Annotated in this window: 14 protein-coding genes; 10 read left to right on the top strand and 4 right to left on the bottom strand. The window is 66.7% G+C overall.

The genetic code is table 11. The annotated features are described in order from the left end of the window. The first annotated feature begins 4 nt into the window (after positions 1 to 4). The 10 genes from AC1VVK_RS06220 (at position 5) to AC1VVK_RS06175 (ending at position 11230) form a co-directional block, all read left to right on the top strand. Positions 5 to 934, top strand: a complete 930-nt coding sequence (locus AC1VVK_RS06220; protein WP_482904792.1) for a LysR family transcriptional regulator — start codon at positions 5 to 7, stop codon at positions 932 to 934. 326 nt (positions 935 to 1260) lie between these two features. Beyond that, entirely contained in the window at positions 1261 to 2496 is a 1236-nt protein-coding gene (locus tag AC1VVK_RS06215) for an amidohydrolase family protein (protein WP_482904791.1), read from the top strand. Between the two features lie 28 nt (positions 2497 to 2524). Next, the gene (locus AC1VVK_RS06210) at positions 2525 to 4048 is read left to right on the top strand and encodes a bifunctional 3-(3-hydroxy-phenyl)propionate/3-hydroxycinnamic acid hydroxylase (RefSeq protein WP_482904790.1); all 1524 of its coding nucleotides are present in this window, start codon (positions 2525 to 2527) and stop codon (positions 4046 to 4048) included. Further along, a complete protein-coding gene (locus tag AC1VVK_RS06205; RefSeq protein ID WP_132387025.1) occupies positions 4045 to 4476 on the top strand; it encodes a GlcG/HbpS family heme-binding protein in 432 nt (143 codons plus the stop codon). Before AC1VVK_RS06210 ends, AC1VVK_RS06205 begins: the two co-directional genes overlap by 4 nt. Beyond that, positions 4473 to 5357: a VOC family protein gene (locus tag AC1VVK_RS06200; protein WP_482904789.1), complete on the top strand. Its 885-nt coding sequence runs from the start codon at positions 4473 to 4475 to the stop codon at positions 5355 to 5357. The genes AC1VVK_RS06205 and AC1VVK_RS06200 overlap by 4 nt, the downstream gene beginning before the upstream one ends. A 48-nt stretch (positions 5358 to 5405) precedes the next feature. Beyond that, positions 5406 to 6239, top strand: a complete 834-nt coding sequence (locus AC1VVK_RS06195) for a fumarylacetoacetate hydrolase family protein (protein WP_482904788.1) — start codon at positions 5406 to 5408, stop codon at positions 6237 to 6239. A gap of 42 nt (positions 6240 to 6281) precedes the next feature. Next, positions 6282 to 8570 (top strand): TonB-dependent receptor, encoded by a 2289-nt coding sequence (locus AC1VVK_RS06190; protein ID WP_482904787.1) that lies wholly within the window; start codon positions 6282 to 6284, stop codon positions 8568 to 8570. Then, a complete protein-coding gene (locus AC1VVK_RS06185) occupies positions 8570 to 9052 on the top strand; it encodes a hypothetical protein (protein ID WP_482904786.1) in 483 nt (160 codons plus the stop codon). The genes AC1VVK_RS06190 and AC1VVK_RS06185 overlap by 1 nt, the downstream gene beginning before the upstream one ends. Next, a complete protein-coding gene (locus AC1VVK_RS06180) occupies positions 9049 to 9894 on the top strand; it encodes an alpha/beta hydrolase (RefSeq protein ID WP_482904785.1) in 846 nt (281 codons plus the stop codon). The genes AC1VVK_RS06185 and AC1VVK_RS06180 overlap by 4 nt, the downstream gene beginning before the upstream one ends. A gap of 10 nt (positions 9895 to 9904) precedes the next feature. Then, positions 9905 to 11230 carry a family 1 glycosylhydrolase gene (locus AC1VVK_RS06175; protein ID WP_482904784.1) on the top strand — a complete coding sequence of 442 codons (1326 nt, stop codon included), beginning with the start codon at positions 9905 to 9907 and terminating at the stop codon, positions 11228 to 11230. A gap of 323 nt (positions 11231 to 11553) precedes the next feature. Here AC1VVK_RS06175 and AC1VVK_RS06170 read toward each other — a convergent pair whose 3' ends face one another. From AC1VVK_RS06170 to AC1VVK_RS06155, 4 genes are all read right to left on the bottom strand, one after another. After that, positions 11554 to 12327: a DeoR/GlpR family DNA-binding transcription regulator gene (locus AC1VVK_RS06170; protein ID WP_482904783.1), complete on the bottom strand. Its 774-nt coding sequence runs from the start codon at positions 12325 to 12327 to the stop codon at positions 11554 to 11556. Between the two features lie 80 nt (positions 12328 to 12407). Then, positions 12408 to 13484, bottom strand: coding sequence for an L-rhamnose/proton symporter RhaT (gene rhaT / locus AC1VVK_RS06165; protein WP_482904782.1), 1077 nt, complete (start codon positions 13482 to 13484; stop codon positions 12408 to 12410). A 30-nt stretch (positions 13485 to 13514) separates the two neighbouring features. Beyond that, entirely contained in the window at positions 13515 to 14660 is a 1146-nt protein-coding gene (gene lldD / locus AC1VVK_RS06160) for an FMN-dependent L-lactate dehydrogenase LldD (RefSeq protein WP_482904781.1), read from the bottom strand. Next, positions 14660 to 16075, bottom strand: coding sequence for an FGGY-family carbohydrate kinase (locus AC1VVK_RS06155; RefSeq protein WP_482904780.1), 1416 nt, complete (start codon positions 16073 to 16075; stop codon positions 14660 to 14662). Before AC1VVK_RS06155 ends, lldD begins: the two co-directional genes overlap by 1 nt. Positions 16076 to 16100: the final 25 nt, after the last annotated feature.

The following is a 16100-nucleotide window of genomic DNA, read 5'->3' as shown; positions in this document are numbered from 1 at the left end:
GGACATGGCCGAGCATTCCGCGCCGCGCAAGGCGCGCCTTCCCGCCGTGGATCCGCGCGCGCTGCTGACGTTCCGCGCCGTCTGCGAGACCGGCTCAATCAGCGCCGCCGCGCGTGCGCTGAACCTGTCGCAGCCATCGGTCTCCAACACGATCGCGCTGCTGGAAAACCGGCTCGGCACCGTGCTGTTCGAGCGTGGGCGCGGTGGCATCGTGCTTACCCGCGAAGGGCTTGCGCTGCAACGCCGTTCCGAAGCGCTGGCAACCCTGCTGGCCGACGCGGTGAGCGATGTCGAGCACGCCCGGCACCGCATTTCCGGCCCCTTGCGCATCGGCGGCACGCCCGGCGCGCTACTGACCCTGCTGCCCGGCGCGATCATGCGCGTGGAGGCGGCGCTGGGCGATTTCGCGCTCAGCGTGGTCGAACGTCCGGATGCCGAACTCCACGAGATGCTGCGGCAGGGCGAGATCGAACTGGCCATGGTCACCACCCGCATCGAAAGCGTGCCGGAGGGCATGGTGGAGACCACGGCGGCGCGCGATCCCTTCGCACTGATCGTCGGGCCGCACCATGCGGCGCTGGCGGACCGGGTGTCGCTGCGCGAGGTTGAGGCTTTGGCCTGGGTTCTGCCCGAGGCGCGCGGGGCGTTCCGCCGTCAGGTCGATGCGCTGTTCATCGCGGCGGGCGTCTCGGTGCCGCGCACGACGATCCGCTGCGATTCCCTGCTGACCACGCGGGCCATCGTGCGCGAGACCGACCGCGTGACCGTGCTGCCGCGCACCGTGGCTCTGGACGGCGCCTCCGACGGTTCGATCCGCGCCATCGCCATTGCCGAGGCCGTGTTCGAGCGCAGCGTCGGCGTCCTGCGCATGGAAGGCGGCACGCTCTCGCCGCTGGCCGAAGCAATGCTGGCGGCGCTTCCGGTGCTTCCGTAGCTTCCGTCGCCTTCTGCAGCTTCCGCAGCACAATACTCCCCCAAAAGACCGTCATCCCCGCGAAGGCGGGGATCCCGCTTGTTCTTCTTTCAGCACGCAGAGGAAGCGGTGGATCGCTGCACGGTCTCTCTGCGTCTCTGCGTGAACTCAAGAAAAGCGGGGCCCCCGCCTTCGCGGGGGCGACGAAGCAAAGTGGGCCAATTTCGTTCATGCAGTGAGTGCCATTCCATAGCCTCCAGCTATGGCAATCTGAAATAACATTATTTTACTTTGGGTCCTTCCATACGTTAGATCGGGCTCAACAAACGAACACACGGGAGAGAGCCATGCGGACCCTGATCCGCGATGCATCCATCTTCGACGGCAGCGGCAGCGCTCTCCAGACCGGCTCGGTGCTGGTGGACGGCGACCGCATCGCCCGAGTGGCTTACGGCGACGACGCGCTGGCGGGTGAAGCCGCCGACGTTGTGATCGACGGGCGCGGCAAGACGCTGATGCCCGGACTTGTCGACGCGCACACCCATCTCACCTGGGGATCTTCGGTCGAGAAGATCTACCACCAGTTCATCCTCCCGCCCGACGAGCTGAAGGTCGCGGCATGGCGCAATGCGCGCGTGCTGCTCGACCATGGCTTCACCTCGATCTACTCGGCCGGTGCGCTGGGCGACATGATCGAGCCGGAACTGGCCCAAGCCATCGCGGCCGGCGAGACGCCTGGGCCGCGCATGGTTCCCTCCACCCTCGAACGCAGCCCCGAAGGCGAAGAGGGCGTCGAGACCGGCGACGTGTTCAACGGCCGCGGGCCCGATGCGATGCGCCAGTTCGTGGCTTACTGCAAAGACGAGGGCGTACAGTCGATCAAGCTGGTCGTTTCCGGCGAGGATGCGCTGAAGCCCGGTTCGGCGATGCAGGTGCTCTACACCCGCGAGGAAATGCTGGCGGCGGGTGAGGCAACGCGCGAGGCGGGGATGTGGATCGCCACCCACGCCTATTCGCCCGAGGCCATCGGCCTTGCCCTCGATGCCGGTGCGCGTATTCTTTACCACTGCTCGTTCGCCGATGCGGCGACTGTCGATCGCATGGCGGCGGACAAGGACAAGTTCTTCTACGCGCCCGGTCCCGGCGTTTCGGTGGCGGCCATCGAGGCCAATCCGCCGCCGCATGTCGACATGACGCACATGAAGGCCAGCGCCCATGAGCGCATGGGCCTTGAAGGCAAGCTGGTGCCCGAACTGAAGGCGCGCGGCGTGCGCATCCTGACCGGTGGCGATTACGGATTCCCGTTCAACCCCCATGGCCGCAACGCCCGCGATCTGGAGCATTTCGTCCAGTATTTCGGCTTCACTCCCGCCGAAGCCCTGCGCTCCGCCACCCAGTACGGCGGCGAGCTGATGGGCCTTGAGGTCGGACTGGTGAAGCAGGGCTGGCTGGCCGACCTGCTGCTGGTCGACGGCGATCCCACGGCGGACGTCGCGGTGCTGCAGGACAAGGACCGGCTGACCATGATCATGAAGGGCGGGGCGTTCCACAAGGCGCCCGCAGAGATCCAGACCACGGCTTAATGCCGACGCCTATCTAGGGGCTTACAAGATGTCGTACGACGTGGTTGTCGTAGGCTGCGGCCCTGTGGGCGCGCTGGCCGCGAACCTTCTCGGCCTGAAAGGGCTCACCGTGCTGGTTCTCGAACGGGAACTGGAACACTATCCGCTGCCGCGCGCGGTCCATCTCGATCACGAGATGATGCGCCTGTTCCAGTCCACGACGGTCCTGAACGACCTTGAACGCGACATGGTCGCCACCGACGGGCACCTGCATATCGGCGCCGACCACGGCGTGATCCGCTACATGGGCACGGTGGGCAAACCGCGCCCGTTCGGGTGGGCGAACGACTATTTCTTCTACCAGCCCGAACTCGAAGCGCATCTGCGCGGCGGCTTCGCGGCAATGCCCAATGTCGAATTGAAGCTCGGCGCCAGCGTCGTTGGCCTCACGCAGGACGAGCGCGGCGTTGCCGTCGAATACTTCGTCGGCGGCAAGCTTGAGGTGGCCGAGGCGCGCTGGGTGATCGCTTGCGACGGCGCGCGCAGCTCGGTCCGCAAGGCGCTGGGCGTCGTGCTGGACGATCTCGATTTCGAGGAGCCCTGGCTCGTCGTCGATGCCGAAGTGGAGGGGCCGGTTGCCTTCCCGCCGCTCTCCGGAGTGCCGGAAGGGGCCGATCTCCAGCGCCTTTCGGTGATGATGTGCGATCCTTCGCGGCCTGCCACTGTGGTCCCCGGCCGCCGCGACCATCGCCGCTGGGAGTTCATGCTGCTCCCCGGTGAGGACGATACCGCGATGATGGCGCCCGAGAAGGTGGCCGAACTCGTGGGTGCGTGGATGGCCGATGTGCCGCACCGGATCGTGCGCGCGGCGACCTATCGTTTCCACGGCCTCGTCGCGCATCAGTGGCAGGTCGGCAACGTGTTCCTTGCCGGAGACGCCGCGCACCAGACGCCGCCGTTCTTCGGGCAGGGCATGTGCCATGGCCTGCGCGATGTCGCCAATCTGGCGTGGAAGATGGACGCAGTGGCCAACCACGGCGCCGACGCCTCGGTGCTCGACACCTACCAGCGTGAGCGCGATCCCCATGTCCGCGCGGTGATCGGCGCTGCCGTCGCCGCCGGACGCTATATCTGCGAACTCGACCCTGCCGAGGCCGCCCTGCGCGACGCCCGCATCCGCGAGGAAGCGCGCCAGAAAGCCGGCGAGACTGCACACGACCTGATCCCCGCGATCACGGAGGGCGTCGTCCTCGGCAAGACCTCCGGCGCAGGCGTTCGCTTCATCCAGCCGATCCTCTTCGACGGCCGCAAGCTCGACGATCTGACCGGCGGCGACTGGCGTCTCTTCGTCCGCGACGATGCCGTGGCCGGCAGCGCCGACGGCGTGACCCGCGTTTCCGCCAGCACCCTGCCGGACAACGGCGCGGTCATGGCATGGCTCGATGCCCACGACGCCGACGCCGTGCTCATCCGCCCCGACCACTACGTTTTCGGTACCGCCGTGCACAGCGCCGAGGATCTTCTCGCCGCCCGTGCGGCGCAGCTTTTCAGCCATCAGGAACTTGCCGCATGACTCTCACGCTGGCTCAGGCCCAGACCATCGTCACCGGCACGCTCGCCGAAGCGCGTGCCCGCAATGCCAAGCAATTGGCGGTGATCGTGCTCGACGCGGGCGCGCATCCGATGGCCTTCGCGCGCGAGGACGGGGCCAGCCTGTTCCGCTTCGATATCGCAAAAGCCAAGGCGCAAGGCGCGGTGGGCATGGACACCGATACCGCCGTTCTGGCCGAGCGCGCCAAGGGCAATCCGGTCTTCTTTCAAAGTGTCACCGCTGTCGTCGGCGGCCGCATCGCGTTTTCCCCCGGGGGGGTGGTGATCCGCGATGCCGCCGGCACTCTGATCGGCGCCGTCGGCGTCAGCGGTGATACCGGCGAGTGCGACGCCGACTGCGCCCGCGCCGGTCTCCGTGCAGCGGGCCTTCTTCAGGAGCAGGCAGCATGAAACTGCGCAGCATCGAACTGGCACTGCCCGATCCGGCCGCCGCCGCCACGTTCATGACCGAAATCTGGGGCATGGCCGCAGCCGAGGTTCAGGGTGGCACCCATTACCTGCGCGGCTCCGGCCCGTTCCCTTATCTCGTCGCGTTCGAGAAGGCGGAGGACGAATTCGTCCGCTCGACCACGTTCGTCTGCACCGCCGACGAACTCGAAGCCCTGAAGCAGCGCATCGCCGCCGCAGGCTGGACCGCGCGTCCCACCGTCAGCGAAGACCTCGGCGGCGGGCAGGGCCTGCTGGTGGAACTGCCCGAAGGCACGATCCTGCGCTTCCTCGTGGGGGCCGACGAAGCAGAGCCGATCAGCGGCCGCGACCTGCCGGTGAAGCTTACCCACGTGGTGTTCAACGCCGCCGATGCCGAAGCCTGCGGAGAGGCGGTGGAAGACATCCTTGGCTTCCGCGTCTCGGACCGCACCAAGGGTATGGTCTTCGTGCGCTGCAACGACAGCCACCACTCGACCGCTTTTGCCCGCGCCGGCTTCGCCTCGCTCAACCACGTGGCTTTCGAGATGGAGGATATCGACGCGGTGATGCGCGGTATCGGGCGCCTGCGCGACCATGCGATGGTGCCTGCCTGGGGCCCCGGCCGCCATGGCCCCGGTGCCAATGTCTACGCCTACTTCATCGCCCCGTTCGGCCCGGTGGTCGAATTTTCGACCGCCGTCGAGAAAGTGCCCGAGGACTACAAGGTGGGCGCGCCGGAAGACTGGACCTGGCCGCCGAACCGGATCGACCAGTGGGGCATCTCGGACAAGGATTTCGACGGCCTGCGCCGTGCCGAGGAACGCTTCCGCTTCCGTCGCGACTGGGACGCCGCGCCGCTCTGACCATTTGACCGCCGCCGCCGCAATCGCGGGGGGCAGGGGAGACTACGCATGAACCGTTACATCAGCTTCGAACGTCCCGACGGCAGCAAGAGCTTCGGCCGCCTTGAGGGGGACAAGGTTCTCGATCTCGGCGCGCCCGGCGGTGACGCATGGCTGAAGGACGTGCTCGGCGGCGATCTCGCCGGGCTGGCCGTGACGGGCGAGTTCGCCCGCGCCGCCGTCACGCTGCTGCCGGTCGTGCCGAACCCCGAGAAGATCCTCTGCGTCGGCCTCAACTATGCCACCCACGTCGCCGAGACCGGCCGTGAGCAGAAGGAACACCCGGCGATCTTCACCCGCTGGGCCGATAGTCTGATCGCGGATGGGGAGGCGCTCGTCCGCCCGCCCGAAAGCGAGCGCTTCGATTATGAAGGCGAACTGGCGGTCGTGATCGGCAAGCCCGGCCGCCGCATCGCGCCCGAGAACGCATGGGAGCACGTCGCCGGGTTCGCGCCGTTCAACGACGGTTCGATCCGCGACTGGCAGCGCCACAACATCCAGTTCACCCCCGGCAAGACCTGGCCCGGCACCGGCGGTTTCGGCCCGTCGATGGTGGTCGCTTCGGAGGTGGAAGACCTCGCCGCGCAGCGCGTGCAGACCCGCGTGAACGGCGAACTGGTGCAGGATCAGCCGATCTCGGACATGATCTGGGATATCCCCACGGTCATCGCCTACTGCTCGACTTTCACCGAACTGAAGGCGGGCGACGTGATCGCCAGCGGCACCCCCGGCGGTGTCGGCGACAAGCGCAAGCCCCCGCTTTACCTCAAGGCCGGAGACACCGTGGAAGTGTCCATCGGCGTGATCGGCACGCTCAGCAACCCCGTTATCGACGAAGCCTGACCGCGTTCACACGACAAAAGAAACATAAGGGAGAGGATCATCATGAACACCATTCGCAAGGCCCTGCTGCTCTCTGGCATCGCTGTGGGTGCGCTTGGCGCGCCTGCCATGGCGCAGGAGGCCGCCGCTGCCGCCGCACCCCAGGCCTCCGACACCGGCGAGATCATCGTCACCGCCCAGCGCCGCGCCGAGAAAGTGACCGAGGTTCCGATCTCGATCACCGTCGCCAGCGCCGCGCAGCTTGAGCGTCAGCAGGTCAACACCGTCAACGATCTGGCCCGCATTGCGCCCAGCCTCGAAATCCAGTCCGCGCCCGGCCAGAACACCGGCGGCGGCGGCTCGATCCGCGGCATCGGCACGATGACGTTCTCGCCCGGCGCGGTCGCCTCGGTTGGCGTCGTCGTCGATCAGGTGAGCCAGGGCAATGCCAACATTTCCGACCTGTTCGACATCGCCCGCGTCGAAGTGCTGAAGGGCCCGCAGGGCACGCTGTTCGGCCTGACGACTTCGGCGGGCGTCATCAACATCACCACCAACAAGCCCGATTTCACCAGCTTCTCCGCGCGCCTGCGCACCGAGCTTTCGGATGCGGGGACCGCCGGTTCGAAGTTCGGCAATCAGGTGGTTCAGGGCCTCGTCAACGTGCCGCTCGCCTCCAACGCCGCGCTGCGCGTGTCGGGTGTTGCCAACTTGCGGCAGGGCGTAAACCGTAACGCGACGACGGGCGATCTCAACGATACCGACCGCTATGGTGTGCGTGGCCGCCTGCTGTGGGAGCCGACCGACCGCGTCACCGTCAACCTGATCGGCGACTATGCGAAGAGCCGCTATGAAAACGGCGGCGACTTCTTCACGTTCGTCAAGACCAGCGGCCCCGGCACTTTCCTTGGCGGAGCGGGCACCGACGATGTGGGCATCACCGACCGCCTTGCGTCCTGCGGCGTCACGGCCAAGCCGGGCAACCGCGATTACTGCATGGATAACCATTTCGTCGGCAAGTCCGAGAACTATGGCGGTTCCCTGCAAGTCGATTACGAGGCCGATCCCTTCACGCTGACCTCGATCACGTCGGCCCGCAAGTCGAACGAGACGGGCTATGGCGCCGCTTCGGACGTGTTCCGCGCCGATCCGCTGCTGCTCCACGTCAACAACGATCCCGTCAATCGCGATCTCAGCCTGTTCACGCAGGAATTCCGCATCAGTTCGGCGGCGGGCCAGCCGATCGAGTACACGGTGGGCGCCTTCTACTCGAACCAGAAGCAGACTCGCGATCCGGAAACGGTTCGGGTTACCCTGCAACCGTTCCCCGGCCTGGTGATCCCGATCGCCCCGCCGGCCGTCACCGAAGCGCTTACCATCCGCGACGAATCCCTGGCCTTCTTCGGACAGGCGACAGGCCATGTCACCGACCAGTTCCGCCTGATCGGCGGCGTGCGCTATACCACCGACCGCCTCTCCCTCGACATGTTCGACACGGCCGGAGCCATCAACGACCGCGCCATTCTCAATACCAAGAAATGGTCATGGCGCCTTGGCGCGCAGTATGACCTGACGTCCTCCACGATGACGTATGCAACCGTCTCGCGCGGCTTCAAGGGCGGCCAGATCGCGGTGCCGAGCGACGGCACCAACCCCTACGTCGTGCTCCCGGAAATCCCGACTTCCTATGAACTCGGCTTGAAGTCCACGTTGTTCGGCGGCTGGGTTGCGGATGCCAGCCTGTTCTACATGCAGATCGACAACTTCCAGGCGCAGGGCTGCACGGTGAACGCCAATGCGATCATCTCCTGCGTCCAGAAGAACGTGAACGGCGTGAAGACGCGCGGCGCCGAGCTGAACTTCTTCGGCAACGTGACGCACAACCTCTCGCTCAACACCGGCTTCATCTACGCCAAGGCGACCTATCCCAAGAGCTACCTCGGCACCGACGGCACCGATATCGGCGGCAGTCAGCTTGCCTATTCGCCGCGCTACAAGTTCACCCTCTCGGGCCAGTACGACATTCCGCTGGGCGAGCGTTTCGGCGGCTTCCTCTCGGTGGACACGGTCTGGAAGTCGCGTATCCGGTACGAGGAGAACTCGCTGGATGACACGACGTTCAAGCCGCACTGGATGGTCGGCGGACGCATCGGCGTGAAGACGGCGGACGACCGCTACACCGTGGCCGTCTTCGTGCGGAACGCCTTCAATGTCCACGAACCGAGCCTGATGCAGAGCAACTTCCCGTACACGAGCGTGAATGCCGCGAATGTGCCCGAGGCCAACATCGGCGCGATCTACGGCCCGCAATCGTACCGCAACGTCGGCATCAGCCTCGACGCCAAGTTCTGATGGCATCCCACGCGATGGACCGCCTGCTCCGACAGGAACAGGCGGTCAGCGCGGCGATCAACGCGGTGCTGAGCGCGGCGTTCTTCGCCTTGGTCTTCGGGCTTGGGGAGCGGCAATTGATGATCGCGGCGCCGGATCGCTTCGCGCTCGATTTCCTGCCGCAGGGGCTGATGGTTTCGCTCATGGCCTCGCTCGTTCCCGCGCTGCTGGTTCGCGCGAAGTTGCGCAAGATGGGCCGCTTCGGACTGGGTTCGGGCCCCTCGGGCGGCGCTGTCGGGCGGATCGTGGCGAAGGGCGTGTTGCTGGGGCTCGCCAGTGCCGCGCTTCTGGCGGCTCTCGCGCTGTTCGGGCCGCTGCATGCGGTTTCCAGCCATCCGGCGCTCGCGTTCAAGATCGTTTACGGCGCGGCGCTTGGCCTTCTATGCACGCGGCTTGCCCTGACCGGGCTGTTCGGCACTATTTTCAGGGAGCACGCGGCATGACCGACAGCATCAGCCAGTTCGGCACCCGGCTCGGTCCCGACGTGGTGAGCGCCGTCCGCGCGCTCTACGAACCGGAACAGGCCCCGATTGCGGCATCGCTGCCGCCCGTGGCGCTCGACTGCGCCTATGGACTCGACGCGCGCAACCGGCTGGACCTCTACCGCTCGGAAGGTGCCGAAGACCTGCGCCCGGTGGTGCTGTTCGTCCACGGCGGCGGCTTCCTTGTCGGCGACAAGGGCGGCGAAAGCGGGTGGGCCAATGCCCATGTCGGCCGCTGGGCGGCGGCGAACGGCATGGTCGGCGCGGTGATGAACTACCGCCTCGCGCCCCAGCACATGTGGCCTTCGGGCGCGGAAGACGTAGGCCTCGCGGTCGACTGGCTGCGCGCTCATGTCGCCGGGCACGGCGGCGACCCCGACCGGATATTCCTGCTCGGCACCTCGGCGGGCGCGGTCCACGTCTCGGCTTTCCTCAAGGCGCGCGACGATCACGCCGATCTCGTGCGCGGGGCGGCGCTGCTGTCCGGGCTCTACGGGGTCACGCCGCTCGATGAACGTGACATGCTCTATTACGGCCCGCAGGACTGTTACGGCCTGCGCATGCCGCTCTCGGCGGTGATGGAAACGCGCCTGCCGCTGCTGCTGGCCTGCGCCGAGTTCGATCCCCCGCGCTTCCAGGCCGAATGGGCGAGCCTCCTGCAAGCCCGCCTCGGCCGCCACGGCCACTTGCCGCGCGCGCACTATGCCAGCGGCCACAACCATTACTCCATGGCCATGCACCTCGGCACATCCGACCGCCGCTTGTCGGACGAGCTGCTGTCCTTCTTCGCCGATCATTCCTGAGGGGCATCCGATGACCAAGATTGCGAATCTCGACCGCCGAAGCCTGCTCGCCGCCGGTGCCATGGCCGCCGCCGCGCCGATGATGGCCCGCGCCGCCGCGAAGCGCCCGAATCCGGCGTTTCCCAAGGGCTTCCTCTGGGGCGCCGCCACTGCGCCACACCAGATCGAGGGCAACAATACCGCCTCCGACCTCTGGTTCATCGAGAACCAGCAGCCGACCATCTTCGCCGAACCTTCGGGCGATGCCTGCAACAGCTTCGGCCTCTGGGCGACCGACCTCGACATCGTGAAGTCGCTGGGCCTCACGTCCTACCGCTTCGGCGTGGAATGGGCGCGGATCGAGCCGGAGAAGGGCCTGTTTTCGCAGGCCATGCTCGATTACTACAAGGGCATTGTCGCCGGGTGCCACGCGCGCGGGTTGGCGCCGCTGGTGACGTTCAACCACTTCACCGCGCCGCGCTGGTTCAGCGCGCAAGGCGGCTGGACCAACCCGGAAGCACCGCAGCTTTTCGCGCGCTATTGCGACAAGGTGGCGCGCGCCATCGGCGCCGATATCGCCATGGCCATGACGCTCAATGAGCCGAACCTGCTGCTGATCCTCAAGAACATGCTGCCGCCGCCGGTCTGGGACATGCAGCGCAAGACGCTGGACGTGGCCGCCAAACGCCTCGGCGTCGAGAAGTTCATCTGCGCCAATGTCGCCGGTGCCGAGGACATTCCCGCGCTCGAACAGGGCCTGCTGGCAGGGCACAAGGCGGCGCGCGCGGCGATCAAGGCGGTGCGCGGGGATCTGCCGGTGGGCTTCACGCTGTCCGTGCTCGACGATCAGGCGGCGGGCAAGAACTCGATGCGCGACAAGGTGCGGGCCGAACTCTACGGGGCTTGGCTGGACGTCGCCAAGGCCGACGACTTCATCGGCGTGCAGAATTACGAGCGCGCCGTGTGGAACGACAAGGGGCGCCTGCCTCCGCCCGATGGCGGCGACCGCAACTGGTCGGGCACCGAAGTCTGGGCGCCCTCGCTCGAAGGCGCGGTGCGCTATGTTCATGGAGAGACCAAGGTTCCGGTGCTCGTCTCCGAACATGGCGTCGGCACCGAGGACGACAGCCTTCGCGCGCGGTTCATTCCGGCGGCGCTTGAGGGTCTGAAGAAGGCCATGGACGATGGCGTGCCGGTGCTCGGTTACATGCACTGGTCGCTGCTCGATAATTTCGAGTGGATCTTCGGTTACAAGCCGCGTTTCGGTCTGTGCAGTGTGGATCGCAAGACGTTCGCGCGCACGCCCAAGCCGAGCGCTTCTGTGTTGGGGGCGATTGCGAAGCGCAATTCGCTCTAAGGGGTCGGGAACCTAACGACCTTCGTCATTGCGAGCGTAGCGAAGCAATCCACGGCGCGTCTTGCGCCGCTCTGGATTGCTTCGTCGGCTTCGCCTCCTCGCAATGACGAGGGGGAGGGTGTGGCGGAGCGTTGGGTTAGCCCGCAAGGCAGCAGATCAAACCTCGTCGTCCCCGCGAAGGCGGGGACCCCGCTTTTCTTGCGGCGTGGCAAAAGGCAGCGGGGCCCCCGCCTTCGCGGGGGCGACGGGGTGTTTTAGCGTGGCGTAGTTTTAGCGCGGGGGTAGTTTCAGTGCGGAGCGGGCGCGTCCACGAACACTCTCGCTCAGGCCACCACCACCCGAACCCCGGCCTCACGCAGCCGCTCGGCCATCTCGGCAGGGATACCGGCGTCAGTGACCACCACGTCCACCTCATCCAGCCCGCAGACGATGGCGCCGGAGGATGAGCGGAACTTGGAACTGTCCACCAGCAGGATCACTTCCTCGGCCCGGTCCATGAACCGGCGCTCGGCGGCGACGAGGATCACGTCCTGCTGCATCACCCCCTGAGGGCCGACGGCGGCTGCGCCCATGAACAGCTTGGGCGCATGGAAGCGCGGCATCGAATCCTCGCCCGCCGGGGCAAGCACGATGTTCTGCTCACGGAACACCGTGCCCGAAGGCAGCAGTACGCGCGTACCGGGTTGCGTCAGCAGGGCCTGCACGATGTGGAGAGAGTTGGTCAGCACCTGACAGTCCAGCCCGTCGAGATGCGCGCACATCTGCAAGGTGGTGGTGCCGCCGTCGAGCATGATCGCCTCGCCCGGCTGGCAGAGTGCGGCGGCGGCCTTGCCGATAGCCTGTTTGACCGGGAGGTTCAGCGTGATCGACTGTTCGAACGGCGTTCCGGCAAGGCCAGGCTGGCGCTCGGCGCGTTCCTCCGGCAGCTTGGCGCCGCCGTGGACGCGCAGGAGCTGGCCTTCTTCCTCCAGTCGCGAAAGGTCGCGCCGGATTGTCGCCGGAGAAGCCTCCAACTGCGCTTCCAGATCGCGATAGGTCACGAAGCCGCTGGGGCGCAGGGCTTCGAGGATCAGTCTCTCACGCTCGGTCGAATGCATGGTAACCCTGTCGCAATGAGGGGGAGGCCTCTGGCCAACCCCCATGCCGCCAATTTCGCTCAAAATCCATCATTGGGTCATCAGATCGCCGCACCGGCATCGAGCATGTTGCCCGCGCCGATCACGAGCGTCGCCCCCAGCAGCATGCCGATGCCGGTCAGAACCATGCGGCGCGTGCGTGTGCTCGCCCCGCGCCATTCCTTCAGCGCGAAGCCCCAGAGCGTGGAGAACAGGATGATCGACGCCATATGGAGCGTCCACGAGGAGAAGCCGTAGCGGCCCATCTGGCTCTCGCCCATCGTGTAGAAGAAGAACTGGAAGTACCACAGCGTCCCGCCCAGCGCGGCGAGCAGGTAGTTGGCGAGCAGCGGCGCGCGGGCATTGCCGCCTTCCTCGCAGCTCTGGCCGAAGAACTGGCCGAAGCTGCGGTTGCGGCGGATCAGCAGGGCGCACCAGATCAGATTGGTGGTCAGCCCGCCCGCGAGCACCACGCAGAGCACCGGCAGGCCCTGGCTCAGCGGGTCGGTGCCCGCCGCCAGCGTCAGGTCGCGGATCGGCTGGCCGGCGTCGAGACCCCAGGCGAAACAGCCTGACATCACGCCGGAGAACACCGCGATCAGCAGGCCCTTCTTCAGATTGAACTCGGCCACGCCTTCCGATGCGGCGCCGCCCAGATCCTTGTCCTTCGAATGCCCCGCCCGTGCGACGACGACGATGGCGACCAGCGTGATCAGGATGCCCAGCAGGGTCAGCTGCCCGCTGGTGCGGCTGGCGATTTCACCGATGGTGCCGTGGAAGATCGGCGGCCCCATCGTGCCGATCACCGTGGTCAGCCCCAGCGCCACCGCCATGCCGAGCGAGAGGCCGAGGTAGCGCATGGTCAGGCCGAAGGTCAGCCCGCCGAAGCCCCACATCACGCCCCAGAACCAGCACCACAGCAGGGTGGAAGTCGGTGCTGACGCCAGCACGCCCAGCAGGTTCTCGGTCCGCAGCGAGGCGAAGACCCACGGGGCCAGCAGCCACGAGAAGATCCCGCCCGCCAGCCAGAACACTTCCCACGACCACAGCTTGATCCGCTTGTAGGGCACGTAGAAGCTTGCCGAGGCAAAGCCGCCCAGCCAGTGAAATACGACGCCGAGCGCCGGGTTCCCTCCCATAATCGGTGTAATCCTCTCGTTTTGTTGTTGTTATCCGTCAGCAAGGCAGCTGCGGTTTATCTCTGAGATTTTCGTGGTGCCGGTGAGCGCCATGGCGACGCGCATTTCCGCTTCGATCAGCTTGAGCATCTTGGTGACGCCCGCCTCGCCGCCCGCACCCAAAGCCCATGCCCATGCGCGACCCAGCAGCACGCCCTTTGCGCCGAGCGCCAGCATGCGCACCACGTCGAGGCCGGAGCGGATGCCGCCATCGGCCAGCACGGCCATCCGGTCTCCCACCGCATCGGCAATCGGCGGCAATGCGCGGGCGCTGGAGAGCACGCCGTCCAGCTGGCGGCCGCCGTGGTTGGAAACGACCAGCCCGTCCGCGCCGAGTGCGGCGGCTTCCTTGGCGTCTTCCGGATCGAGAATGCCCTTGATGACGAGCGGGCCCTTCCATTCGGAGCGAATGAAATCGAGGTCGCGCCAGTTGATCGAGGGATCGAAATTATTGCGCATCCACGCGAAGAAATCCTCGATGCCGGTCTTGCCCTGAAGCACCGGGGCGACATTGCCCAAAGTGTGCGGGCGGCCGTTGATGCCGACATCCCAGGCCCAGTCCGGCTTCACGGCCGCCTGCGCGAAGCGCCATGCCGCGCCTTTCAGGCCGCCGGTACCGGCAAGGCCGGTGTGATAGTCGCGGTAACGGCTGCCGGGCACGGGCATGTCCACGGTGAAGACCAGCGTGGAGCAGCCTGCCTCCACCGCTTTGGCCAGCAAGTCCTTCATGAAGGCGCGGTCGCGGATCATGTAGAGCTGGAACCAGAACGGCTTGCTTGCCGCCGCCGCCACTTCGCCGATGGTGCAGGCGCCCACGGTGGAGAGCGTGAAGGGAATGCCCGCCTTGTCCGCCGCGCGCACGGCCTGACATTCGCCGCGCCGGGCATTGAGTCCGGCGAGGCCGATAGGGGCAAGGGCGACGGGCAGGGCCAGCTTCTGGCCGAACAGCTCGGTCGAGAGGTCTAGCGCGGAAACGTCGCGCAGCACGCGCTGGCGCAGGGCAAGGCCGGCAAGGTCGGAGACATTGCGACGCAGCGTTTCCTCGGCATAGGAGCCGCCGTCGATATACTCGAACAGGAAGCGCGGCAGGCGGCGGCGCGCGGCCTCGCGGAAGTCGGGGATCGAGGCAGTGATCATCAGGCAGGTTCCCGCAGGTGTTCGCGCCACTTCGCGCGGTAGGTGTCGAGGTCGCCTTCCAGCGGTTCGACGCGGCGAAGGCCGCCTTGCGCTTGCAGCAGTGGGTTGATCAGCCGCAAGGCACCGAACGACACGTCGTTATGGGCATTGGCGACATAGACCTGCGTTTCCGGCCGCAGCGCGGCGAGGGCTCGCACGAAGACTTCGGCATCGGCGAAGCGCCCTTCGATCAGCAGGCGCTCCTTCGATCCGATCAGGTCGAGCGAGGTATCGGCCACCATTGCCGCATAGAGGCAGATCGCGGCGCGGCGGGCGTACCAGGTGCCGGCCCACTCCTCCGGCTTGTTCATCCACTCGGCCTTGCCTTCGGGGAAGGGGCCGAAGCCGGGCGCGAGCGTGGGCAGCATCATCGTGCCGCGTTCCAGCAGCGCGGGCACGGCCTCCATCAGTTTGGGCTGGTCGGGGCGGATATCGACGCGGCGGGTGTCGATCTGGATGATCGATTCGATCTCGCGCCCGCCCATGAAGCGCGCGGAGGGCACCGGCCAGCCATAGGCATCGACATTGACCAGCGTGTCGCGCGCCTCGGGCAGCGAGGAGATCGCGAAAGGTTCGGCGGCAAGGCGCATGGCGATGAACCATGTGCCGGTGGAGAGGATCGTCGCTTCCTGCCGGGCGATCTCGGCAAACCCGCGCGCGGCGAGCAGGGCGGCATTCGAATCGTGCAGGCCGGCCAGCACTTTGGCGCTGGCCGGAAGCCCGGTTTCGGCGGCGATTTCGGGGCGCAGGGTGCCGACCACATCGCTGGACTTGGCGAGCGGCGCAAAGCGCTCCGCCCAGCCGAAGCGCTCCGCCATCGGCGAAAACCGCGCGTCCGCCGGGCACCAGAGGTCGGTATGGCAGCCAAGGCTGGTCACTTCGCTGGCGAGCCCGCCGGAGAGGAACCATGCCCAATATTGTGCCCATGGCACCAGCGTCGCGCGTTCCATCGCCTCGGGGTGACGCTGCGCCACCCAGTAGACTTGCGCGCCTAGGTTCAGGCCATCGGGCAGGGCGGGCGATCCGGTCAGCACGAATCGGTCCCGCTCCTTGCGGTAGGCCGCCATGACGTCAGCGGGGACCTGTTGTTCGTAGTCGAGCGGGGGGAACAGCAGGCCCTCTTCGTCGAGTGCCGCGAAGCCCGCGCCGTGGGCGACCGGGATCAGCGCTTCCACCGGATGGCCCGACCAGCCGCGCAGCGTCGCGCGCAGCCATTGGCCGATTCCCGCGGCATCGAGGCAGCGCACGCCGTCCACTTCGCAAGGCATGTTGGGCCGCACCTGACGGTCGATCATGCGCCCGTCGCGCGTCCACAGCGTCAGCTTGCTGAGCGTCTTGCCGATGTCGACGACAATGAAAGTGCCGCTTCCTGCCATTCTCTCTGCCCGTTTATCGCCATGC

The organism is Novosphingobium sp. BL-S-32, from assembly GCF_056857055.1.
The sequence above is the reverse complement of the archived record's forward strand: the minus strand, read 5'-3'. Positions and strand labels throughout refer to the sequence as shown.